The organism is Parageobacillus caldoxylosilyticus NBRC 107762 (assembly GCF_000632715.1).
Lineage (GTDB): Bacteria > Bacillota > Bacilli > Bacillales > Anoxybacillaceae > Saccharococcus > Saccharococcus caldoxylosilyticus.
The window spans coordinates 1-20,702 of record NZ_BAWO01000026.1; the positions used below are offsets into that span (position 1 = coordinate 1).

The 20,702-nt window shown below is 44.8% G+C and carries 25 protein-coding genes; 6 read left to right on the forward strand and 19 right to left on the reverse strand.

Annotated elements, in window-relative coordinates; genetic code table 11:
- Window positions 1-175: 175 nt before the first annotated feature.
- The 3 genes from GCA01S_RS20370 (at window position 176) to GCA01S_RS08385 (ending at window position 1,284) form a co-directional block, all read left to right on the forward strand.
- Complete coding sequence (locus tag GCA01S_RS20370; protein ID WP_162163122.1) at window positions 176-451, forward strand: hypothetical protein; 276 nt, start codon at window positions 176-178, stop codon at window positions 449-451.
- A 223-nt stretch (window positions 452-674) separates the two neighbouring features.
- Complete coding sequence (locus tag GCA01S_RS08380; RefSeq protein WP_017434792.1) at window positions 675-944, forward strand: DUF3055 domain-containing protein; 270 nt, start codon at window positions 675-677, stop codon at window positions 942-944.
- A 58-nt stretch (window positions 945-1,002) separates the two neighbouring features.
- Entirely contained in the window at window positions 1,003-1,284 is a 282-nt protein-coding gene (locus GCA01S_RS08385; RefSeq protein WP_042409009.1) for a hypothetical protein, read from the forward strand.
- A 45-nt stretch (window positions 1,285-1,329) separates the two neighbouring features.
- On the opposite strand, the gene GCA01S_RS08390 is transcribed toward GCA01S_RS08385, so the two are convergent.
- Window positions 1,330-1,605: a YutD family protein gene (locus GCA01S_RS08390; protein ID WP_017434790.1), complete on the reverse strand. Its 276-nt coding sequence runs from the start codon at window positions 1,603-1,605 to the stop codon at window positions 1,330-1,332.
- A gap of 114 nt (window positions 1,606-1,719) precedes the next feature.
- Between GCA01S_RS08390 and GCA01S_RS08395 the strand changes: the two genes are divergently transcribed.
- Entirely contained in the window at window positions 1,720-2,406 is a 687-nt protein-coding gene (locus GCA01S_RS08395; RefSeq protein ID WP_042409012.1) for a YhcN/YlaJ family sporulation lipoprotein, read from the forward strand.
- Window positions 2,407-2,466: 60 nt separating this feature from the next.
- On the opposite strand, the gene lipA is transcribed toward GCA01S_RS08395, so the two are convergent.
- A complete protein-coding gene (gene lipA / locus GCA01S_RS08400; RefSeq protein WP_042409015.1) occupies window positions 2,467-3,363 on the reverse strand; it encodes a lipoyl synthase in 897 nt (298 codons plus the stop codon).
- Between the two features lie 168 nt (window positions 3,364-3,531).
- Between lipA and GCA01S_RS08405 the strand changes: the two genes are divergently transcribed.
- Entirely contained in the window at window positions 3,532-4,548 is a 1,017-nt protein-coding gene (locus tag GCA01S_RS08405) for a M23 family metallopeptidase (RefSeq protein ID WP_042409018.1), read from the forward strand.
- 38 nt (window positions 4,549-4,586) lie between these two features.
- Here the strand turns inward: GCA01S_RS08405 and GCA01S_RS08410 are convergent, their stop codons facing one another.
- The 17 genes from GCA01S_RS08410 to GCA01S_RS20900 form a co-directional block, all read right to left on the reverse strand.
- Window positions 4,587-5,294, reverse strand: coding sequence for an ABC transporter ATP-binding protein (locus GCA01S_RS08410; RefSeq protein ID WP_017434786.1), 708 nt, complete (start codon window positions 5,292-5,294; stop codon window positions 4,587-4,589).
- Window position 5,295: 1 nt separating this feature from the next.
- Complete coding sequence (locus tag GCA01S_RS08415; protein WP_017434785.1) at window positions 5,296-6,075, reverse strand: ABC transporter ATP-binding protein; 780 nt, start codon at window positions 6,073-6,075, stop codon at window positions 5,296-5,298.
- Window positions 6,050-7,024, reverse strand: coding sequence for a branched-chain amino acid ABC transporter permease (locus GCA01S_RS08420; protein WP_017434784.1), 975 nt, complete (start codon window positions 7,022-7,024; stop codon window positions 6,050-6,052). Before GCA01S_RS08420 ends, GCA01S_RS08415 begins: the two co-directional genes overlap by 26 nt.
- Window positions 7,025-7,040: 16 nt before the next feature.
- Window positions 7,041-7,919: a branched-chain amino acid ABC transporter permease gene (locus GCA01S_RS08425; protein WP_042409021.1), complete on the reverse strand. Its 879-nt coding sequence runs from the start codon at window positions 7,917-7,919 to the stop codon at window positions 7,041-7,043.
- An 85-nt stretch (window positions 7,920-8,004) separates the two neighbouring features.
- Window positions 8,005-9,192: an ABC transporter substrate-binding protein gene (locus GCA01S_RS08430; protein ID WP_042409024.1), complete on the reverse strand. Its 1,188-nt coding sequence runs from the start codon at window positions 9,190-9,192 to the stop codon at window positions 8,005-8,007.
- A 323-nt stretch (window positions 9,193-9,515) separates the two neighbouring features.
- Window positions 9,516-10,271 (reverse strand): sporulation protein YunB, encoded by a 756-nt coding sequence (gene yunB, locus GCA01S_RS08435; RefSeq protein ID WP_042409027.1) that lies wholly within the window; start codon window positions 10,269-10,271, stop codon window positions 9,516-9,518.
- 73 nt (window positions 10,272-10,344) lie between these two features.
- The gene (locus tag GCA01S_RS08440; protein WP_017434780.1) at window positions 10,345-10,647 is read right to left on the reverse strand and encodes a YunC family protein; all 303 of its coding nucleotides are present in this window, start codon (window positions 10,645-10,647) and stop codon (window positions 10,345-10,347) included.
- Window positions 10,648-10,703: 56 nt separating this feature from the next.
- Window positions 10,704-12,095, reverse strand: a complete 1,392-nt coding sequence (locus tag GCA01S_RS08445) for a bifunctional metallophosphatase/5'-nucleotidase (RefSeq protein WP_042409030.1) — start codon at window positions 12,093-12,095, stop codon at window positions 10,704-10,706.
- Window positions 12,096-12,109: 14 nt separating this feature from the next.
- The gene (locus GCA01S_RS08450) at window positions 12,110-12,928 is read right to left on the reverse strand and encodes a sulfite exporter TauE/SafE family protein (RefSeq protein ID WP_042409033.1); all 819 of its coding nucleotides are present in this window, start codon (window positions 12,926-12,928) and stop codon (window positions 12,110-12,112) included.
- A gap of 17 nt (window positions 12,929-12,945) precedes the next feature.
- Complete coding sequence (locus GCA01S_RS08455; RefSeq protein ID WP_042409035.1) at window positions 12,946-13,794, reverse strand: DUF72 domain-containing protein; 849 nt, start codon at window positions 13,792-13,794, stop codon at window positions 12,946-12,948.
- 188 nt (window positions 13,795-13,982) lie between these two features.
- Window positions 13,983-15,380 (reverse strand): Fe-S cluster assembly protein SufB, encoded by a 1,398-nt coding sequence (sufB, locus tag GCA01S_RS08460; RefSeq protein WP_017434776.1) that lies wholly within the window; start codon window positions 15,378-15,380, stop codon window positions 13,983-13,985.
- 29 nt (window positions 15,381-15,409) lie between these two features.
- Window positions 15,410-15,847, reverse strand: coding sequence for a Fe-S cluster assembly sulfur transfer protein SufU (gene sufU / locus GCA01S_RS08465; RefSeq protein ID WP_042409038.1), 438 nt, complete (start codon window positions 15,845-15,847; stop codon window positions 15,410-15,412).
- Window positions 15,837-17,057 (reverse strand): cysteine desulfurase, encoded by a 1,221-nt coding sequence (locus tag GCA01S_RS08470; protein ID WP_042409040.1) that lies wholly within the window; start codon window positions 17,055-17,057, stop codon window positions 15,837-15,839. Before GCA01S_RS08470 ends, sufU begins: the two co-directional genes overlap by 11 nt.
- Window positions 17,054-18,367, reverse strand: a complete 1,314-nt coding sequence (sufD, locus tag GCA01S_RS08475) for a Fe-S cluster assembly protein SufD (protein ID WP_017434773.1) — start codon at window positions 18,365-18,367, stop codon at window positions 17,054-17,056. The genes GCA01S_RS08470 and sufD overlap by 4 nt, the downstream gene beginning before the upstream one ends.
- A 17-nt stretch (window positions 18,368-18,384) precedes the next feature.
- Entirely contained in the window at window positions 18,385-19,164 is a 780-nt protein-coding gene (gene sufC, locus GCA01S_RS08480; protein WP_017434772.1) for a Fe-S cluster assembly ATPase SufC, read from the reverse strand.
- A 289-nt stretch (window positions 19,165-19,453) separates the two neighbouring features.
- Window positions 19,454-19,816 carry a carboxymuconolactone decarboxylase family protein gene (locus GCA01S_RS08485; RefSeq protein ID WP_017434771.1) on the reverse strand — a complete coding sequence of 121 codons (363 nt, stop codon included), beginning with the start codon at window positions 19,814-19,816 and terminating at the stop codon, window positions 19,454-19,456.
- Between the two features lie 33 nt (window positions 19,817-19,849).
- Window positions 19,850-20,119 carry a zinc ribbon domain-containing protein gene (locus GCA01S_RS20900; RefSeq protein WP_071997941.1) on the reverse strand — a complete coding sequence of 90 codons (270 nt, stop codon included), beginning with the start codon at window positions 20,117-20,119 and terminating at the stop codon, window positions 19,850-19,852.
- 387 nt (window positions 20,120-20,506) lie between these two features.
- Here GCA01S_RS20900 and GCA01S_RS08495 point away from each other — a divergent pair, with 387 nt between their 5' ends.
- Window positions 20,507-20,692 (forward strand): hypothetical protein, encoded by a 186-nt coding sequence (locus GCA01S_RS08495; protein WP_017434768.1) that lies wholly within the window; start codon window positions 20,507-20,509, stop codon window positions 20,690-20,692.
- The last annotated feature ends 10 nt before the right edge of the window (window positions 20,693-20,702 follow it).

Consider the following 20,702-nt stretch of genomic DNA (forward strand, 5'->3'; position numbering starts at 1 on the left):
CACCAATTTCGGCTCAACAAACGGTATGCCGAAGACGCGTTCCTGCTTGTCCAAGGTTGATTTCTTCTAAACGTGAGCTGCGTCCAATGCGCTTGGAGGATGTGAGGGCGAAAATCGAAAAAACAGCGAAGAAAATAGAAAGTATGGGTTATCCGTCCATGAAAGTGCCGCTTTGGTGATTGGCAGACGGGGATTAGGGTATCAGGAACGATTGCCAAAAGAACTCGTGTACACCATAAAAACGAAAGTGAAACGCCATTTGATTGCTGTGTTAGGGTCGATGGAAGAATCCTACAAGCAATCGAAAAGCGGAACGAAACAACGGCAATATCTAGGTAGGATGTTAAAAAAGATCGAGAACTTCAAAGAGGCACATGAATGGTCACTATGGAATATCTTGCACAAATGTTGTTGGCTGAACCAGTACCAAATTCAACTAAGGGAGGTGTAGACCTGGTTGCTAAAATCGTTGTCGTGTACGGACCAATGGAAGGAATGGTGCACGACAGGTGCCGTCGCTGACAGTGAGCCACGGGGTGTCTTTCACAGCAGGTGAATGACAAGGGGATTCCCTTCCTGATGGAACTCAGGTGTTTCCTGAGCGGCAAGCGATGTTTCCTGGTTCCATCGCGAGGAGTCGATTTTTATAGATTTTAGTAACCAGGTCATGGCCAATGAGTGATCGTTTTTACTTATACGATGATACCATTGAAACAAAAACGCGCTTCGTCAGCTTTTTAGGAGAACGGCAGCGGTTCGATTTGGCGATCATCGAGACAGATCGCTTCTACGGGAAATATTTAGTTCTCGACTTGCAAAGCAACCGTTTTGCCATCATCGGACAAGACGATCTAGAGGAACCGGGATACTTAGAACATGCGTATCATCTCAGTGAAGAAGACGCGAATGATTTGCGGGCATTTTTGTACGAATGTATTTCATAGTCGCCTTCTCATTCGGGAACATTATAAACAATCCCCGGAAACGAGGAAGGTGAAACAAATGCAGGAGAAGGAAAAATATAGCTACTTTTCCACCGTGGAAAAGCAGAAAAATTTTTTAACGGCGGAAGAATTTCCCGAAGGACCGTATGGATCGCCGCGCCGTGCCGACGTGCCGGTCGAAAATAAAAGCACCCCATGGAAAAAAGGACAGCGCCATTACAGCGCGTTTAACTATGAATTCAAATCATTCCATCAAAATATTCCAAGACGAGATCCTGGCGCACACCCGTTGCATGACGATCCGCGGGAAAACGAGCAATTTCCATACGGCCAGGATTAATGAACGAGCGGCTATCCTCATGAAAAAGGATAGCCGCATCTCGTTTTACCGCTTTATCTTGCGAAGCACAAAATAGGCGCAGCCAAAATTGCAATATTCATACAAATACTCAGATAAAGTGCTGATTTTGGTATCATATGTCGCTTTTTGGTTATAGTCATCAAAAAAGCCGCGTAAACGGAGCTGATTATATCCCCAATCCCCGACAATATAGTCATACTTGCTTAAAATATCGGCATATCGGGCGCGAAATGCCTCTTCATTAAACGCATTTTTCACGTTTTCCACCAGTTCGTAACAGATATTGTTAATACATATCATCCTTTTCACCTTGCCTTTCCACTTTCATCATAAACGATGAAACGTTCCCAATCAATTACTGTTATTGAAGTTCAGCAAGAGAATCATCCTAAAGGTGAAAGGGGGGAATTGACAATGAGAAAACCATTGCTTGCCGTCGCATTGGGTACAGCTGTCACATTAGCAGGCTGTGCGCAGATGGCGCGGGATGACAATACCGATGTATATAAACGGAGCGGCAATATGATGAATGTCACCGACCGCAATGATTTATATAACGAAAATGGAGTGCCGAACGGCGACGATACGCCAATGAACAACTTTGGCTATGTCCGCCACCAAAAAAGCCCTGTTCGCGGCGATGTCAATATTTATAACAACATGCCGACCTTTAACCGCGAGCAAGCTGCCGATTTAATCAGCAAGCTCTGTACACAGCTTCCAAACGTGAAAGATGTCGCTACATTGGTAACCGATGAGGAAGTGTTAGTCGTCTATGATGCCGATACAAAAAACCGTAACGAAACGGCAGACCAAGTGAAAAAGACCGCGCTTTCTGTCGTTCCCCGCTATTACCATGTATATGTGGCCGACAATCCACAGCTGATGAAAGACATCGAACGTTTCGGACGTTTGGATTCGAACAGCCGAAACATCGATCAAATTATCGATGCTACGATTCAACAAATGCTAAAATATCCGCAAGGTCGGAAGCTAAGTGACGGAGAAAATGAAAACGGTGAAATGATCAATGAAACAAACGACCGTCTTGACCGCGATTTTCATGACGGAACGCCAAGATCAGCCAAAACAACACGCTAATGTGAAGAAAAAACGGTCTGTCTTCATCATACAGAAGGCAAGACCGTTTTTTCGACGCCTTTATGCTTTCATTTGCCGCGCTGCCGAAGCCGCATTGACTTGTTCATCGGCATGATACGAAGACCGAACAAGCGGGCCGGCTTCGCAATGGGTAAACCCTTTGCTCAAGGCAATTTCTTTTAACTCTTTAAATTCATCTGGATGGTAATATTTTACTACTTTCAAATGTTTTTTCGTCGGCTGTAAATATTGGCCGATCGTTAAAATATCGACATGATTGGCGCGCAAATCATCCATCGCTTCAATAATTTCTTCTTTCGTTTCCCCAAGTCCGACCATGATGCTCGATTTTGTCGGAATATCCGGCTGCAGTTCTTTGGCGCGACGCAAAAATTCCAGCGAGCGTTCATAGGTGGCACGTGCGCGCACTCTCGGCGTCAAGCGGCGCACCGTCTCGATATTATGGTTTAAAATATCTGGGCGGGCATCCATCAATATTTTTAAGTTTTCATATACTCCGCCCATATCGGAAGGCAGAACTTCAATCGTCGTAAACGGGTTTTTGCGGCGGATGGCCCGAACGGTTTCCGCAAACACGGCTGCCCCGCCGTCCTTTAAGTCATCGCGGGCAACAGCAGTGACGACAACGTGTTTTAAGTTCATAATGCGGACAGACTCTGCAACGCGTTCCGGTTCCTGCCAGTCCAGTTCGGTCGGCAGCCCCGTTTTGACCGCACAAAAACGGCAGGCGCGAGTGCATACATTTCCTAAAATCATAAATGTCGCCGTTCTCCGAACTGCCCAGCATTCATGAATGTTTGGACATTTTGCTTCCTCACATACCGTATGTAATCGGTTTTCACGCATCAATTTCTTTAGTTCAGTATAATTTTCATTTGTATTTAACTTTATTTTTAACCACTCCGGCTTGCGAAGATGTTCTTCTTTTGTCGACATTGTTCTCACTCCAATAAGTTTTTATTTACATCTTTCATTATAAAAAAAACAGCTGCCAAACACAAAGAAATTAGCCATTTCCCACCACTTACCGCTTTTTAACATTTATGAAACAAGCAAATCTCCCCAAACTAAATATATGAAATGGACGGAAAGGAGTAGAAACGCGTGTGCCGATGGATATTTATTGTATGGATTGCTGCTATTGTATTAACGGTGCCAAAAGCAACATTTGCCGAAGAAAAAATGGATGAGGACACGATATACGAAAAACGAATGGAGCTGTATAAAAAAGCGGAAGCGGTCTCGCTTATCCCTTGGTATTACTTTGCGGCAATCGACCAATACGAACGAAACGTCCAGCAAGTGCGCCGTGATTTGCCGAAACCTACCGGAGTGCTTGGGATCTATATCAAACCGGAAATTTGGGCCGGCCCGCTAAACAAAAACCCTCATGATACCAATCCGTTTACGATTTCACAATTTGGCGGTCTGGGCATCGACGGCAATGGTGACGGCCTTGCCAATCGCGAGGATGATGAAGATGTGATTTTCGCGATTGCTCGCTATTTGCAAACGTACGGAATCGATCATCAGCATATTAAAATAGCGCTATGGAATTATTACCAGCGCAGCAAAACGGTTGACCTCATTTTAGGCAAAGCAAAAATATATAAAAAGTACCAAACGTTAAAATTAGATGACCATGTATTTCCACTTCCTCTGCATGCTAACTACAGCTATCGCGATACGTGGGGAGATGCAAGAGGCTGGGGCGGACGTCGCATCCATGAAGGCACGGACATTTTTGCCGACTACGGTGTCCCAGTGCGATCGACGTGCTACGGAATCGTCGAATTAAAGGGCTGGAACAAATATGGCGGCTGGCGCATCGGTATTCGCGATATTAATAATACGTACCATTATTTTGGCCACTTAAACGGATTTGCCCCTAATTTGCGCGAAGGGCAGATCGTTGAGCCGGGAACCGTGATCGGCTCGGTCGGCAGCTCCGGCTACGGTCCGCCGGGAACAGCGGGAAAATTCCCGCCTCACCTTCATTACGGAATGTACAAAGATAATGGCTATACGGAATGGTCGTTCGACCCATATCCGCACTTAAAAGCTTGGGAACGCTCGGAAAAACAAAAACGGAAGAAAAATAAGGAGGCCCAACAGAAATGAGCCTCCTTTTTCTATCTCCCGTGCAGTATATTTTTCTTTTAATGTCCTCCTAAATACGCTTTCTTCACCTGTTCGCTTGCATTTAGTTCCTGTGCTGTTCCTGACAAGACGACCCGTCCGGATTCGATCACATAAGCCCGATCGGCTACAGACAACGCCATATGCGCGTTTTGCTCGACTAATAAAATAGTCGTCCCAAAGGAGTTAATTTCTTCAATGATGCGAAAAATGGTTTTCACCAATAATGGCGCCAACCCCATCGATGGCTCATCGAGCAATAGAAGGCGAGGCCGGGCCATTAGGGAACGGCCGATCGCCAGCATCTGCTGCTCACCCCCCGACAAAGTTCCGGCGAGCTGTTTTCTCCGCTCGTAAAGGCGAGGAAACAGATGGTACACTTTCTCGAAGTCTTGCTGAATTTCCTGTTTATCCTTTCTTAAAAAAGCACCTAATTCCAAGTTTTCTTCTACAGTCATATTAGCAAAAATTCGGCGGCCTTCGGGAACATGGGAAATTCCTTGTTTCACAATCGTTTGCGCCGCTTTGCCTGCAATGGATGTCCCTTCGTATAGAATATCGCCCTGCTTCGGTTTTAACAGCCCAGAAATCGTTTTTAGTAACGTGCTTTTGCCGGCGCCATTAGCGCCGATTAAGGTGACGATTTCGCCGTTTTTTACTTCCAGTGAAACACCTTTTAACGCTTGAATATTTCCATAAAATACATCGATGCTTTCCACTTTTAGCACGTTAAGAAACCTCCTCGCCAAGATATGCCTCGATCACTTTAGGATTATTTCTTACTTCTTCCGGTGTGCCATGCGCAATCAACTGCCCGTGGTCAAGCACATAAATCCGTTCGCATATTCCCATCACGAGAGACATATCGTGCTCAATCAGCAAAATCGTTAAATCAAACTTCTCGCGTATAAATGCAATCAAGCTCATTAATTCTTTCGTTTCCTGTGGATTCATCCCTGCTGCAGGCTCGTCAAGCAGCAATAGCTTCGGATGCGCGGCGAGAGCTCTGGCGATTTCTAAACGGCGCTGCTGTCCATATGGCAAATTTTTCGCTTTCTCATCCATCACATGTTCGAGCTTAAAAATCTTTAAAAATTCGACCGCTTTTTCTTCTATTTCTTTTTCGCCAGAAAAATGGGAAGGAAGGCGAAAGATGGAGCTAAGAATAGAATGACGGGCGAGAGAGTGATAGGCAACTTTTACATTGTCCAGCACCGAAAGCTCACCAAACAGCCGAATATTTTGGAATGTGCGGCTGATTCCTTTGCGCGTAATTTTATATGGCGGCAGGCCGTTTAGCTTCTCATTGTCGAGCACAATGCTTCCTTCGGTTGGCTCATAGACGCCGGTCAGCAAGTTAAAAAAGGTGGTTTTCCCTGCCCCGTTCGGTCCAATAAGCCCTACTAATTCTCCCTTATTCAACTCCATATTGACGTCAGATAAAGCTTTCAGGCCACCAAATTGAATGCCAACGTGTTCCGCTTTAAGCAACGGTGTTCTTGTTGTCATTTCCAATTCCCCCTTGCACCGCTCTGCGCAGCTTAAAGAAAGATGTTACTTCTTTTGTGCCTAACAATCCTTTTGGACGATACAGCATAACCAAAATAAGAATGATGCTATATATAATCATTCGCGTTTCTGGATAATCCTGAAGGAATGTCGAAACAATGGTTAATAGGATAGCAGCGATCACCGCGCCAGACATGCTTCCTAGTCCGCCAAGCACAACAAAAATCAAAATATCAAATGATTTCAAAAAGCCAAAGTTAGTCGGCTGAATGATATAAAAATGATGAGCATAAAGCCCCCCGGCAATTCCGGCAAAGAAAGAACCTATGACAAAAGCGACCACTTTATAATACGTCGTGTTAATTCCCATAGAATCCGCTGCGATTTCATCCTCTCGAATCGAGATGCAGGCACGTCCATGGGTAGAGTTAGTAAAATTAGCAATGACAATAATGGTGATAAGCAGGCAGGCAAACACCCATGGCCAAGTGGTGAGGTGGGTTACCGTCATACCGCTGGCGCCGCCAACATACTCAATGTTTAGCAGGCTGATTCGTACGATTTCCCCAAAACCAAGCGTAGCAATCGCTAAATAATCGCCCTTTAACCGCAGGCTAGGAATGCCGATGAGGAGGCCTGCAACCGCTGCAGCGACACCGCCAACAAGCAACGCAAGCGCAAACGGCATCTGCAATTTCATCGTCATAATTGCTGATGCATAAGCTCCCACGGCAAAAAACCCGGCATGGCCAATGGAAAACTGTCCGGTAATCCCGATGATTAAATGAAGGCTGACAGCTAGTATAATGTTAATCACCATAAAAAATAACGTATTAACATAAAAGGAATTAAGTATTTCTCCCGATATTAGCACCTGAACCACAACAAAAAGGATCAGCGCCAGTACAATGGAGATCCAAAATCCTATCGTCCGCTTCAAAGTTGCCATCGCTCCCTACCATCCTTTACACTTTTTCTCTTACGTTTTTACCAAATAATCCAGCTGGTCGGAAAATGAGAATCAAAATAAGAATGATAAAAGCGACCCCATCCCGCCAAAGCGAATAACCAAGACCGCTTACGAGCGATTCAATGACGCCAAGCATCAGACCGCCAACCATCGCGCCAGGGATAATGCCGATTCCTCCTAATACGGCAGCTACGAACGCTTTTAAACCTGGAATAATTCCCATCAGCGGGTCGATTTTAGTATAGTAAATCCCGAAAATAACGCCTGCTGCCCCCGCCAAAGCCGAGCCAATGGCAAAAGTCGCTGATATAGTATTATCTACATTAATTCCCATCAACCGAGCTGCTTCTGCGTCATGAGAAACGGCCCGCATCGCTTTTCCGATTTTTGTTTTATGGACGATAAATTGAAGGAGAATCATCAATACAATGGAAACACCAAGAATCAATAATGACTGGCTATTAACGGTTACGCCCAATACTTCAATTTTTTTATCCGGAAGCACTGTGCTAGGATACGCTTCTGGCTGAGCGCCGCGCAGATAAATGGTTCCATACTCAATTAAAAGCGAAACCCCGATGGCAGTGATCAGTACTGCTATTCGCGTAGCGTTTCGCAACGGCTTATAAGCGATTCTCTCAATACATACCCCTAAGATCGCGCAGGAAACCATTGCGAGGAGCAACGCTGGAAAAAAACCTACATGAAAACTGGTGACAGCGTAAAATCCAACAAAAGAACCAATCATAAATACATCGCCGTGCGCAAAATTGATGAGGCGCACAATTCCGTATACCATCGTATAGCCAAGAGCAATCAGTGCGTAGATGCTTCCAAGGGAGATCCCGTTAACTAGTTGCTGAATGAGTTCCATATTTGCACTCTCCTTAAAGAAGACTGTTTCTTTTATCTAGAAAAATTCGGAATAGGGGGACATGCCCCCTATCCACCGCGTGAGATTATGGATTCACTTTTGTTTTAAATTGTTGCTGGCCGTTCTTATATTCGAGAATCGTAGCTGACTTCACTGGATCGTGGTTTTTATCTAGCGTCAATGTTCCCGAAACAAGAGCAAGGTCTTTCGTTTTCGCAAGCGCGTCTTTAATTTTTTCTGGATCTGTGCTTCCAGCACGTTTGATGGCATCAGCGAGGAAATATGCTGTGTCATATCCAAGCGCGCTGAAGGCATCTGGAGATTTATTGTATTTCGCCTTGAATGCTTTTACAAAATCTTGAATTTTTTGATCTGGGTCATTGGAAGAATAGTGGTTCGTAATAAACGTATTGTTCAATGGATCCTTGCCGGCGATTTCCACTAATTTAGGCGAATCCCATCCGTCGCCGCCCATAATCGGTACATTAATGCCAAGTTCACGCGCCTGTTTTACGATAAGACCTACTTCTTCGTAATAACCAGGCAAGAAAATGAATTCCGGATTAGCCGATTTAATGCGGGTAAGCGTGGCACGGAAGTCCGTGTCTTTAGCAACGTAAGCTTCTTCCGCTACAATTTTGCCGCCTTCTTTTTCAAACGCTTCTTTAAACGCTGCGGAAAGACCCTTCGAATAGTCGCTGGAACTATCAATCAGCACCGCTGCAGTTTTCACTTTTAAATCATTGATCGCGAATTTTGCGGCAACTGTCCCTTGGAAAGGATCAATAAAACATGTCCGGAATACAAAATCGTTTACTTTGCCATCTTTATTCGTAATCGTAGGGTTTGTTCCCGTTGGCGTAATTAACGGAACTTTGTTGTCTTGGGCCACTTGGACTTGCGCTAGCGTATTGGTGCTCGTTGCGGCGCCGATAATCGCTGCTACCTTGTCCTGGCTGACGAGCTTGATCGCGCCGTTCGTCGCTTCGGCTGCATCCGATTTGTTATCTACTTTCACAAGCTTCAGTTTTTTGCCATTAATCCCTTCTTTGTTGATTTCTTCAAAAGCAAGTTCTAATCCTTCGGCGATCGATTGCCCATATGAAGCTACCCCGCCAGACAATTCAAGATTGGCGCCGATTTTAATCGTATCGCCGCCTCCTCCGCTGCCGCCAGAGGTGCCGCTCGTCTCCTTCTCTCCTCCACATCCTGCCATGACGCCAGCAGTTAATGCCAGTGATAGAAAAATACTTGCTAATCTTTTTTTCTTCATTCTTTGTCCCCCCACAATAATTTTTCGGAAAATTCAGTTTTGGATGAGCGTATGTCTCCTCTTCTTCCCCCACATCCTTTCTAAATGTTTTTCTAAATAACATAATAATAAAACTATTCCCAATTTAATATAATATTACAAAATTTTTCACTCCCCGTCTAGGTGTTTTCTTCTGTAAATTGAAAAGCTGTTTTGCAGATGAATTGTCTATCAGCAAAACAGCTTAATAAAAACGGCAAACAATAACGTTTTTTATATATAATTTTTCGTTATTGCTGCAAAAAAACAACAAATCAATCTCCATATCCACGGCCAATAGATGATTAATGGGATGGCACATGTAAAGAAGGACCGACATTTCCACCGTTATTATAAAATTGCGGAACCTCTCCTGGAAGCACATGCATCGCGATCGGAATGTCCGTGGTAACCGTTGCGACTTTAGAGGCAAACGGAATCACTACTTGAATATCAACGGAAACGTGAATATCGACTTCAATTAATGCGCTGTTGATACCAAATGGTTTGATTTCCTTCGTTACCTCGGATGCTACATTGCCAATGACTTGAAACTGCACGGGAATACGCGGGCCGAGATTGCCAAGAAGCGAATTGTTCGTGACTTGGCCAAAAGGAATATAGTAAATAATCCCTCTGCTTTCTCCTTTTCCGGATTCCACCTCAGGAAGCACAAGCCTTTCAATTTTCCCTTCTGTTGCCGCCTTTAAGCTTTCCATCACGTAATCGTCCGTCTTTGCCAAAATTCGGTTTATAACAGCAGTGTTAAAATCGACAGAAGCAATTTTGCCATTGGCATCTTTTTGCACGACGACCAAATCGTTTATCTCTTGATTTTCTTTTAAAAATTGCTGTTCGATCGCATTATTAATCACTAAATTAGCAATCCGTTTCGTTTCCGTTTCGGCAATTTCCATTAAAACCGGTTCAATGCTTTTATTGACAATCCAAAGACTAAGAGCGGTAGAAAACATAAAAAACACAAACGTCAGCAAAAACACATAGCGAAACGGAAGCGGTCCTCTTCTTAACAAACGGGGACGAGCGGAAAATCTAGGCAAAATAAAATCCCTCCTTTACAAGCTATATGTATGCTTGAAAGGAAGGGGATAAAGCCAATTGTTATATAATTTTTTACCGCATTTTCAACAAAGCATCTTTTCCTTTCATACCGACCGTAATTCCCAGCTCTTCGGCAGCCACCGTCACCGATTCTAAAGGCGCTTCAAGCAACTGTTCAATCGTGCGGACCCCGACCGCCCTTCCAGCCACAATTCCGCGGTCGCGCAATTTCTCGTTCAGTAACGCCACATCAAGCGCTCCACACATAATGTACCCTTTTTCACTCGCTACGGCAAGCAAATTGGTTTTCGGCAATTGGACAGAAATAGCGATAAATGGATAACCGTCGATCATCATCGGTGTTACGTGAATCATGATAACATCACGCTCCTTTCCCTACTTCAATGTATGAAGCAGAGAAAGATGTGTGCCTATTTCTCTTTCGCCAATTTCCATGCCAACACGTCCCGCAAAAACTCGGGCATGTAATATTTCTTTTTCGGCGCGCGCCGGATTTGCGGATAAAAATGGCCGATCGTAAACATGTCAATCGTGGCCACCTCATATAATTGTTCCGGATGTAACGGCTCGCCATTGATCGTAATGCGACGGATATGTTCCGCACCATCTTCTTCTCTTTCCGTCTCGAGCTCAACCCCGTCATAAACCATTTGCCCCATCACTTTGCCGCGAAAACCAAATCCTTTAAATTGTAAGTATTTCATTCTTTCGGTATTTGCTTGTAAAATAATCTCCTTTAATTCCGCGCCACGCAGCTGAACTTTGCAAGGGTTGATCGGATGTGGGCAAATGCGGTGCAAATCTTTTCTAGTGACTATTCCTTTCGGAAGCGGCTCTAACAGAACTCCCGCATTCACCATGCCAATTTCCGCATCGCACCATTCTTTTAATGCTGAAGCGAGCAATTTTGCAAACGGAGACGGCGAAAACCATTGCAACGGCAAGTCTTCCTTTAGCTCAGCAATTTGTTCTGCTTCCAGCTTTTCTAGACTTTGCTGCTCTAATATGAATAAAGTGCGCTGCATTTGCTCCCAATCCGGCAAATCCCCCACATCTACTACGGTCGCTAACGTTTCATATGTATGGCCGTTTTCCTCGATTTCCAGCTTTACTATCCCAATATATTTCCCATATTTTCCAGCTGCACATAGCAACGTATTATTAATTCTTTTTCCTTCTGGAAACAAGTGGTGCGTATGGCCACCCAGAATAATGTCAATGTCCGGCATGGTCTTTGCAATTTTTTCATCCTCATGGATGCCTAAATGCGATAATAAAATGACAAGATCGGCTTGTTTTTTGACTTCTGCCGCAATGCTCTCGAGCATTTCAAGCGGCGGTGCCACTTTCCAGCCAAGCAGCTCATAAGATTCGGCGAAACAAGCCGTGACACCAATAACGCCGATGCGAAATGCATCGGAAATCGGAATGATCGAATAGGGGCGCACCCATGAAGGGCGGGTGCCGTCTTTGTGAAATAAATTGGCGACAAGCACGGAGAAACGAGCGTTTTCATACAGCGTGTTTAAATCTTCGTAATCAAGGGTAATTCCTTCATTATTTCCGATTGTTACCGCATCATACTGAAGTGCATTAAGTAAATCGACATTCGCTTTTCCCCTTGTCGCCTCGGTAATCGGGTGGAAACGGTCGATAAAATCGCCGATATCAAACAACAACATCGTCTCATTCCGTTGCTGATGTTTCCGTCTTTGCTCAGCCAAAAAATGGGAAATTCGCGGCCAATGCTCAAAATGGCTATGCACATCATTCGTATGATATACATATACTGTCCGTTTCAATGGGCGTCCTCCTCTTATGAAAAGCTTTCGTAAATAAGTCGAATTCCTAAAAGAACAAGCACAATCCGCAAAACGATGACGACAGTTTTGCTGCGCAGCCGCTTATTAATAAATGCACCCGTTTTCGCTCCAAACCAAACCCCCGGAATTAAGGCGAGCGCAAATAACCATTGTACGTTTCCCATAAACACATGTGTAAGCGAGCTAACCAATGAAGATAAAAAGATCATAAACATCGAAGTCGCAACGGCAACGTGAGGCGGGAAGAGAAACAATATCATCATTGCCGGCACCATTAGAGAACCGCCGCCAATACCAAACATGCCGCCGAAAAAGCCAACGACAAAGGAGATGGCAATAGCGACAAACGGATGATACCCATACGTCACCGTTTCTCCTTCATTCGTTACATACGTGCGGGTAATGGGAAACGCCTTCCGCTCTGAACTCCTCGCATTATTTTTGTTAAAAGATAAAAAGAACGATACAGCCACTAAAAAAAGGCCAAAATATAAAGAAAAGTGCTGCAAGCTTAATATATTATTTACCCATGCGCCAATGATCGCCCCCGGACCGCTTCCAATAAAAAATAAAAGCCCGCTTTGATAATCGACCATTTTTTCCTTCATATACGACAAGGTCGACGACAACCCATTGAAAATAATAACAACGAGCGAAGTGCCGACCGCCAACTGCGGAGTCACGTGCGGCAGCCAATGCATCGCGCTTAAAAACAACAGCGATGGCACAATAATCACGCCGCCGCCTAAACCGACTAAGCTACCGATCGTTCCTGCCAAAAAACCGACACTGACTAACAGCGCATATTCCATATCGTTCATCCCCAATATTAAAATAAATCAAGCTGTCGTGGTGCTAAATCCGTATATTCAATGCCAAGCAAACGGATCAATTGTTTCGCATTATCCGCCGCATCTCCGCCAGAGTTGTTGTTAAACAGCACATAAATATTTTTCGTCTTCGTTTTTAACATTTCGATGTGGCTGACCCACTCGCGCAGCTCTTCTTCACGATATCGGTACAAATATCGAACCGCGCGCCAGTTTTCCCCGCTTGTCGCCTTATTCCACCCATGGATGTTGCGGCCATGGAAACGAATGAGCGTTTTTTCCGCATCCGTCGGATAGAGAACGGTCGGAATCGATCCTTCCCCCGCCTGCGGTTCGTCACAAATGCTATGAATCCATCCTTCCTCTTTCATAAATTGCAACGTCTTTGCATAATAACGGGGAGAAAACCAGGAACGGTGGCGAAACTCCAGTGCTGCCGGGATGTTTTTCATTTTCGCCTTGCACCAGCGTAAATACGCGACATGCTCGCGGCGGCAATCAAACCAAGGCGGGAATTGAAACAACACCATCGCTAGTTTTCCCGACTGGATAAACGGCTCAATCGAATCCAAAAACGCGGCAAACATCTCTTCTTTGTCGGCATATGGAATCGGGCCGCGTTCATGCCCTGTCATCCCCTGATACGCCTTTACGACAAATTGGAACGAAGAAGGTGTTTCGCGAATCCACTTTTCGACATTTTGCCGTGGCTGAATCGCATAAAAGTAAGAATCGACTTCTACCGTTGGGAAATGCGCCGCATATTCTTGCAGCTTATCTTTTGCGGCAAGTCCAGGAGGATATAGGCTGTCATGATCTCCCCAGCCTGTCAATCCTATATAAATCATATGTATCACCTTAGATCATACGCTACTGTCAAGACCGATTATTTTTTGGCTTTAACACTTATATTTATTTTTTATTTTAACTATATCACAATGGCAAAAAATTTGAGAACAACGGAATATTATTACAGCAAGAAATAGAGAAAACCATCCATTCGCCATAGGCAAATGGATGGTTTCGCTAAACGGCATTAACCGATAGAACCTTCCATTTCGAACTTAATGAGTCGGTTCATTTCGACCGCATATTCCATCGGAAGCTCTCTTGTAAACGGCTCAATGAAGCCCATGACAATCATTTCTGTCGCTTCCTGCTCGGAAATGCCGCGGCTCATGAGATAGAACAGTTGCTCCTCCGATACTTTTGATACTTTCGCTTCATGCTCAAGAGAAATATTGTCATTTAAAATTTCGTTATACGGGATCGTATCCGATGTCGATTGGTTATCAAGAATCAGCGTATCGCACTCAATGTTCGAGCGCGACCCCGACGCTTTGCGGCCAAAGTGCACCATTCCACGATATGTTACTTTTCCGCCTTGTTTCGAAATCGATTTTGATACGATTGTCGACGAGGTGTTTGGAGCAAGGTGAATCATTTTCGCCCCTGCGTCTTGGTGCTGTCCTTTTCCGGCAATTGCGATCGATAGCGTTAAACCACGGGCGCCTTCTCCTTTCAGGATGACAGCTGGATATTTCATTGTTAATTTCGAACCGATATTGCCGTCGATCCATTCCATCGTCGCATTTTCCTCACAGACAGCCCGCTTGGTAACCAGATTAAATACGTTGTTCGCCCAGTTTTGAATCGTCGTGTAACGGCAATATGCGCCTTTTTTAACAATAATTTCAACGACCGCGCTATGAAGCGAATTTGTGGTATAAATCGGCGCCGTGCATCCTTCAACGTAGTGAACGTGCGCCCCTTCATCGACGATAATCAGCGTGCGTTCAAATTGCCCCATATTTTCCGAGTTAATGCGGAAGTACGCTTGCAGCGGCGTTTCCACTTTGACTCCTTTCGGGACGTAAATGAACGAGCCGCCCGACCATACGGCTGAGTTTAACGCAGCAAATTTATTGTCGGTAGGAGGCACAACTTTGGCAAAATATTCACGGAATAAATCTTCATTTTCTTTCAATGCCGAGTCCGTATCTTTAAAGATGACTCCCAGTTTTTCCAAATCTTCTTTCATATTGTGGTATACCACTTCTGATTCATATTGCGCCGATACGCCGGCTAAATATTTTTGTTCAGCTTCAGGAATCCCCAGCTTATCGAACGTTGCTTTAATTTCCGCCGGCACTTCATCCCAAGAACGGCCCGATTTTTCTGTTGGTTTTACGTAATACGTAATTTCGTCAAAATCTAAGCTCGATAAATCGCCACCCCATTGCGGCATTGGTTTGCTATAGAAAATATCTAACGCTTTTAAGCGGAATTCCAGCATCCATTGCGGTTCATTTTTCATGCGGGAGATTTCTTCGACCACTTCCCGTGTCAATCCGCGCTCCGCGCGGAATACCGATACGTCTTTATCGACGAACCCATACTTATATTCGCCGATTTCTGGCGCTTTCTTTGCCATGCGCTTTCACCCTCCTTTTTTCCTTGCCATTAATGATGCTGATGCAATCCTTTTTCCATTGCCTTCCACGCTAACGTAGCGCATTTAATGCGGGCCGGAAACTTGGAAACGCCTTGCAGCGCTTCGATATCGCCCAAGTCGACCGAGCCATCATATTCTTTCCCCTGCATCATATTGGAAAAGATATGGGCTAGCTTTAATGCTTCTTCCACTGTTTTTCCTTTAATCGCCTGTGTCATCATCGACGCCGACGACATCGAAATCGAACAGCCTTCTCCCTCAAATTTCACATCGGCAATTTTCCCGTCTTCTACTTTCATCGTTAAATGAATACGGTCACCGCAGGTCGGGTTATTCATATTGATATCGACGCTGTTTCCTTCTAGAACACCACGATTTCTCGGATTTTTATAATGATCCATAATGACTTGGCGATAAAGCTGATCTAAAGGATTATTAAAAGACATGACCAAAATACTCCTTCGTTTTCTGTAATGCAACGACAAGCTGATCAATTTCCTCTTTTGTATTGTAGAGGTAAAAACTTGCCCGCGCTGTCGCGGTTACATTCAGCCATTTCATCAACGGCTGCGCGCAATGGTGGCCGGCGCGGACAGCGATGCCTTCCGCATCAAGAACGGTTGCTACATCGTGCGGATGAACGCCGTCTATATTAAACGTAACCAATCCGCCGCGTTGTTTCGGACCATAAATGGTCAGCCCGTCTATAGCAGACATTCGTTCTAACGCATATTGCGCCAGTTCATGCTCATGGGCGGCAATATGATCTAATCCGACATCTTCAAGGAAATCAATCGCCGCGCCTAAGCCGATTGCTCCGGCAATAATCGGCGTGCCTCCTTCGAATTTCCAAGGAAGCTCTTTCCATGTCGAATCATACAATTCAACAAAATCAATCATTTCCCCGCCAAATTCTACCGGTTCCATCCGCTCTAATAAATCTCTTTTACCATATAATACGCCAATTCCGGTCGGACCGCACATTTTATGCCCAGAAAACGCTAGAAAATCACAATCAAGATCTTGAACGTCAATTTTCATATGCGGGGCGCTTTGCGCGGCGTCCACCACAACAACCGCCCCATGTTGATGGGCGATTCGCGCAATATCTTTGATTGGGTTAATCGTTCCTAACACGTTGGACACGTGGGCAACAGCAACGATTTTCGTGTTTGCCGTCACCGTTGCTTCTACATCTTTTATATCGATGGTTCCATCCGCTTGAAGCGGAATGTATTTTAATGTGGCCCCTGTCTGTTTGGCTGCCTGCTGCCACGGAATCAAATTGCTATGGTGCTCCATATACGTAATGACAATTTCATCGCCTTCCTGCAAATTGGCGCGGCCATAGCTGGCGGCAACGATATTTAACGCCGCTGTCGTCCCTCTTGTAAAAATGATTTCTTGTGTGGACTTCGCGTTAATAAATCGCCGCACTTTTTCCCGCGCCCCTTCGTACGCATCTGTCGCCTTTGTACCAAGCGTATGCACGCCGCGATGGACATTGGAATTGTACTGACGGTAATATTGATCGAGCGCCTCAATGACAGGAAGCGGTTTTTGCGACGTCGCGGCATTGTCAAGGTATACGAGCGGCTTGCCGTTCACTTCTTGGTCTAAAATAGGAAACAGTTTCCGTATCTCTTTTACATTCATGATTGAACTTTCCTTTCAATAACTTCAATCAATTGTTTTTTCACGCTTTCAATTGGGATCGCCTCAACAACCGGAGCTAAAAATCCGTGAATAATGAGGCGTTCTGCTTCATGTCTTGGAATACCGCGGCTCATTAAATAGTATAACTGTATTGGATCCACTCGGCCGACTGATGCCGCGTGACCTGCCATTACATCATCTTCATCGATCAATAAAATCGGGTTGGCATCGCCGCGCGCTTTTTCACTTAGCATCAAGACGCGCGATTCTTGTTGGGCGTTCGATTTCGAAGCGCCGTGTTCAATTTTTCCAATGCCGTTAAAAATCGATGTCGCGCTGTCTCTCACCACTCCGTGTTTTAAAATGTAGCCTTCCGTATGTTTTCCGTAGTGCACGACGCTCGTCGTAAAGTTTTGCACTTGCTCCCCGCGGCTGACAACAACCGTTTTCGTATCACCAAATGAACCGTCGCCAATTAGGCGGGTGATGTTTTCGGAAACTGTATCGCCGTCGCTCATTAAGCCGAGCGCCCATTCAATGCGGCCATCGCGTGCCGCAATGCCACGGCGATTGACGTACGTTGTAACCCCTTTTGCCAAGTTATCGACAGCAGCAAAAAATACGCGGGCGTTTGTATTGGCAAACACTTCGGCGACAATATTGACAACCGCTCTGCTCGTTTCTTTCGTGGAAATATAGTTTTCCACATAAATAACACGGCTATTATCTTCCGCAACGACAATGACATGATTAAATAACGCGATATCATCGTTTTCTTGAATATATACCGCTTGCAGCGGAACATTGACTTCGACATTTTTCGGTACGTAGACAAACACGCCTCCATTTAACAACGCCGCATGCAATGCTGTTAAACGATGTTCGTCTACTTTGACGCCGTCTTTCATCAAATATTTTTGCAGCAGCTCTCCATGTTCGCGCGCCGCGGTGAAAATATCGGTGAAAATGACTCCTTTTGCTCTCAAGTCATCCGATAAAGATAGATACGCAGGAGTATGGTCGCGCTGCACATATAGGTTTTTTGTTTCCTCTCCTGCTTCAATCAGCGCTTTTACCGGCTCAGGCAATTCGTCTAACGAAGCATATGGCGCGCTTTCAACAACATGATTGGCAAATTGAGTGAAATTCCATTTGTCGATTTTCGTTTTATCCGGATTCGGCAGCGGCAGCTCTTCTGCTTTGGCAAGAGCTTGTAAGCGAAGCTGTAACAGCCAGTCCGGTTCACCGCGCCCGCTAGAAAACGCGCGCACATATTGTTGGTCGAATGGTATTTTTGTTTCTGTCGTCATAATACTCCTCCTAACGCTTACGCTTCTTGCTCAACCGTTTCGTCTTCGATGCCAAGTTCTTTTTTAATCCAGTCGTATCCTTCCGCCTCAAGACGTTGTGCCAGTTCTGGGCCGCCGGATTTCACAATGCGCCCTTGCATCATGACATGCACATAATCCGGTGTAATGTAGTTTAATAAGCGCTGATAGTGCGTAATGATCAGACAGCCAAATTCGCTGCTGCGCATTTCATTAATGCCTTTGGCAACAATTTTTAACGCGTCAATGTCAAGACCGGAGTCAATCTCGTCCAAAATCGCGATTTTCGGCTCGAGCATCATTAATTGTAAAATTTCGTTGCGTTTTTTCTCCCCGCCCGAGAATCCTTCGTTCAAATAACGATGCGCCATATCTGGATTCATTTCCAAGAACGCCATTTTTTCATCCAACTTGCGGATAAACTTCATTAATGAAATTTCATTGCCTTCGCCAAGACGGGCATTAATGGCGGCACGCAGGAAATCAGCGTTCGTTACCCCGCTAATTTCGCTTGGATATTGCATCGCCAAAAACAGCCCAGCGCGCGCTCTTTCATCCACTTCCATTTCTAGCACGTTTTGCCCGTCCAATGTAATGCTGCCTTGTGTTACTTCATATTTTGGATGTCCCATAATCGCGGACGATAACGTCGATTTTCCTGTCCCGTTCGGACCCATGATTGCGTGAATTTCTCCGCCTTTTACTTCCAGATTCACGCCTTTTAAAATTTCTTTTCCTTCTACCGATACGTGAAGATCTTTGATTGTCAACACTGCCATGCAGAATACCTCCAATTTTCGCTGAAAATTGTATATATCAGTGTACCACTGATTTTCTTGCCTTCCATTCTCATTTTATTCTCATTACAATCTTATAACAAATGAAAAGTATTAGCAACCTTTTGGGCACAATCTCACTATGTTCATAGTGAAAATTATTATAATGGCGATTGCGTATTATTTTACACGAACAGCGTATTATTTGCGTGCCATCAACTTAGATCGGAAAAATTTACGTCACTAACAAATTTTTCAGACGCTATAAAAAAGACTCCTATGTCGGAGTCTTTTAATGGGTTTGAGATAATTCACGAATGCATTCTTGTACTAGCGTTACCGCTTGGCTCATCGCCGCGCCGCCGGCAAATGCAGCCGCTACCCCACACGCTTCTAAAATTTCTTGTTCCGAAGCCCCTTCGTCTAAACAGCCTTTCGTATGGTAAATCGTGCAATATTCATCTTGCGTAGCAAGGCTGATTCCCAAAGCAATAAGCTGTTTTTCTTTTTTTGATAACGCGCCGGCTTCAAAACAAGCTTCGGTGAAAGCATTGAAGCTGCTAGCAATTTCGGGGAGTTTCTGCGTAAACACGCCAATTCCCTCTTTATAATGGCGAAGAGCCGCTTCAACCGACGTATGTTGTTGCTGGTTCACTCCTTAACACCTCTTTCCATAATTATATCGGTGTTAGTATGCGTCAACTACCCAACGGCTAAACCTTGGGCTTGCAGCTAGCCTAATTGGCTGCCGCGTTCGGCTGGTTGACCGCAGCCCTGCGGATATTTTCCGCAGCCACGTTGTCGGCAGGGGCAACGTACCCACAAGCGCGACAACAAAACTGATCCCTTGACGGCCTGTTTCTTTGGCAACATGTCCGCAAATCGGACAGGTGCGGGAAGTATTCTTCGGATGAACCAATACCACCCGAACGTCAGCGATCGCTGCTTTATACTCCATAAACTTTCTCAACTGATAAAAAGACCGAGAAGAGTGTTGACGACGCTGTTGCTAGTAGCAAAGCCGATGGATTTTCGTTTTGGAAAAGGTTCTGGAGCGAAAAGCAATCTCGCTAATATAGTTGCAAGCTTGGTTAAACCGTTTCATCGTTTCCAGCAACGCATGGAAATTGTTCAGGGGTTGGCGCTAATTTTATCTTGAGAGTGCAGAGCATTCTTCATTCACCTGCTTTTCTAAATTCATTATACTTATATTGAATAAATAATTCAGTATATATTGAAAATAAGAAAAATCCGCCTTCCTCCCACAGCTAAAGCCGTGGGCTTCCGGCGGGTGTTCTCATGAAGGAAAAAGGAATTAAAATATAGACGAATGGAAGGGAAACAAATGGGAAAATGGATTTCCATGTTCCTCATGATGATTATCATCTCTATCTTGTTATTTTTCTTGGTAGGGGCATTGTTGGAAGACGCTCAACCAACCGATATTGTTACCATCGTTATTTCGCTTCAATGCTCTTTGATCATTACGCTGCTGATCGCCATTCTCGAAAAGCTGCCAAAAAAGAAATAACGGAAGCGAA

Excerpts from the sequence above, each read along its gene's own strand:
- GCA01S_RS08415 (WP_017434785.1), bottom strand. The coding sequence starts at position 6,075 with ATGACAACAAGAACACCGTTGCTTAAAGCGGAACACGTTGGCATTCAA.
- sufD (WP_017434773.1), bottom strand. The coding sequence starts at position 18,367 with ATGACGACAGAAACAAAAATACCATTCGACCAACAATATGTGCGCGCG.
- GCA01S_RS08385 (WP_042409009.1), top strand. The coding sequence starts at position 1,003 with ATGCAGGAGAAGGAAAAATATAGCTACTTTTCCACCGTGGAAAAGCAG.
- GCA01S_RS08470 (WP_042409040.1), bottom strand. The coding sequence starts at position 17,057 with ATGAATGTAAAAGAGATACGGAAACTGTTTCCTATTTTAGACCAAGAA.
- GCA01S_RS08395 (WP_042409012.1), top strand. The coding sequence starts at position 1,720 with ATGAGAAAACCATTGCTTGCCGTCGCATTGGGTACAGCTGTCACATTA.
- GCA01S_RS08495 (WP_017434768.1), top strand. The coding sequence starts at position 20,507 with ATGGGAAAATGGATTTCCATGTTCCTCATGATGATTATCATCTCTATC.
- sufB (WP_017434776.1), bottom strand. The coding sequence starts at position 15,380 with ATGGCAAAGAAAGCGCCAGAAATCGGCGAATATAAGTATGGGTTCGTC.
- GCA01S_RS08455 (WP_042409035.1), bottom strand. The coding sequence starts at position 13,794 with ATGATTTATATAGGATTGACAGGCTGGGGAGATCATGACAGCCTATAT.
- GCA01S_RS08390 (WP_017434790.1), bottom strand. The coding sequence starts at position 1,605 with ATGATATGTATTAACAATATCTGTTACGAACTGGTGGAAAACGTGAAA.
- GCA01S_RS08420 (WP_017434784.1), bottom strand. The coding sequence starts at position 7,024 with ATGGCAACTTTGAAGCGGACGATAGGATTTTGGATCTCCATTGTACTG.
- sufU (WP_042409038.1), bottom strand. The coding sequence starts at position 15,847 with ATGTCTTTTAATAATCCTTTAGATCAGCTTTATCGCCAAGTCATTATG.
- GCA01S_RS08425 (WP_042409021.1), bottom strand. The coding sequence starts at position 7,919 with ATGGAACTCATTCAGCAACTAGTTAACGGGATCTCCCTTGGAAGCATC.
- GCA01S_RS08380 (WP_017434792.1), top strand. The coding sequence starts at position 675 with ATGAGTGATCGTTTTTACTTATACGATGATACCATTGAAACAAAAACG.
- sufC (WP_017434772.1), bottom strand. The coding sequence starts at position 19,164 with ATGGCAGTGTTGACAATCAAAGATCTTCACGTATCGGTAGAAGGAAAA.
- lipA (WP_042409015.1), bottom strand. The coding sequence starts at position 3,363 with ATGTCGACAAAAGAAGAACATCTTCGCAAGCCGGAGTGGTTAAAAATA.
- GCA01S_RS08440 (WP_017434780.1), bottom strand. The coding sequence starts at position 10,647 with ATGATTCACGTAACACCGATGATGATCGACGGTTATCCATTTATCGCT.
- GCA01S_RS08450 (WP_042409033.1), bottom strand. The coding sequence starts at position 12,928 with ATGGAATATGCGCTGTTAGTCAGTGTCGGTTTTTTGGCAGGAACGATC.
- GCA01S_RS20900 (WP_071997941.1), bottom strand. The coding sequence starts at position 20,119 with ATGGAGTATAAAGCAGCGATCGCTGACGTTCGGGTGGTATTGGTTCAT.
- GCA01S_RS08430 (WP_042409024.1), bottom strand. The coding sequence starts at position 9,192 with ATGAAGAAAAAAAGATTAGCAAGTATTTTTCTATCACTGGCATTAACT.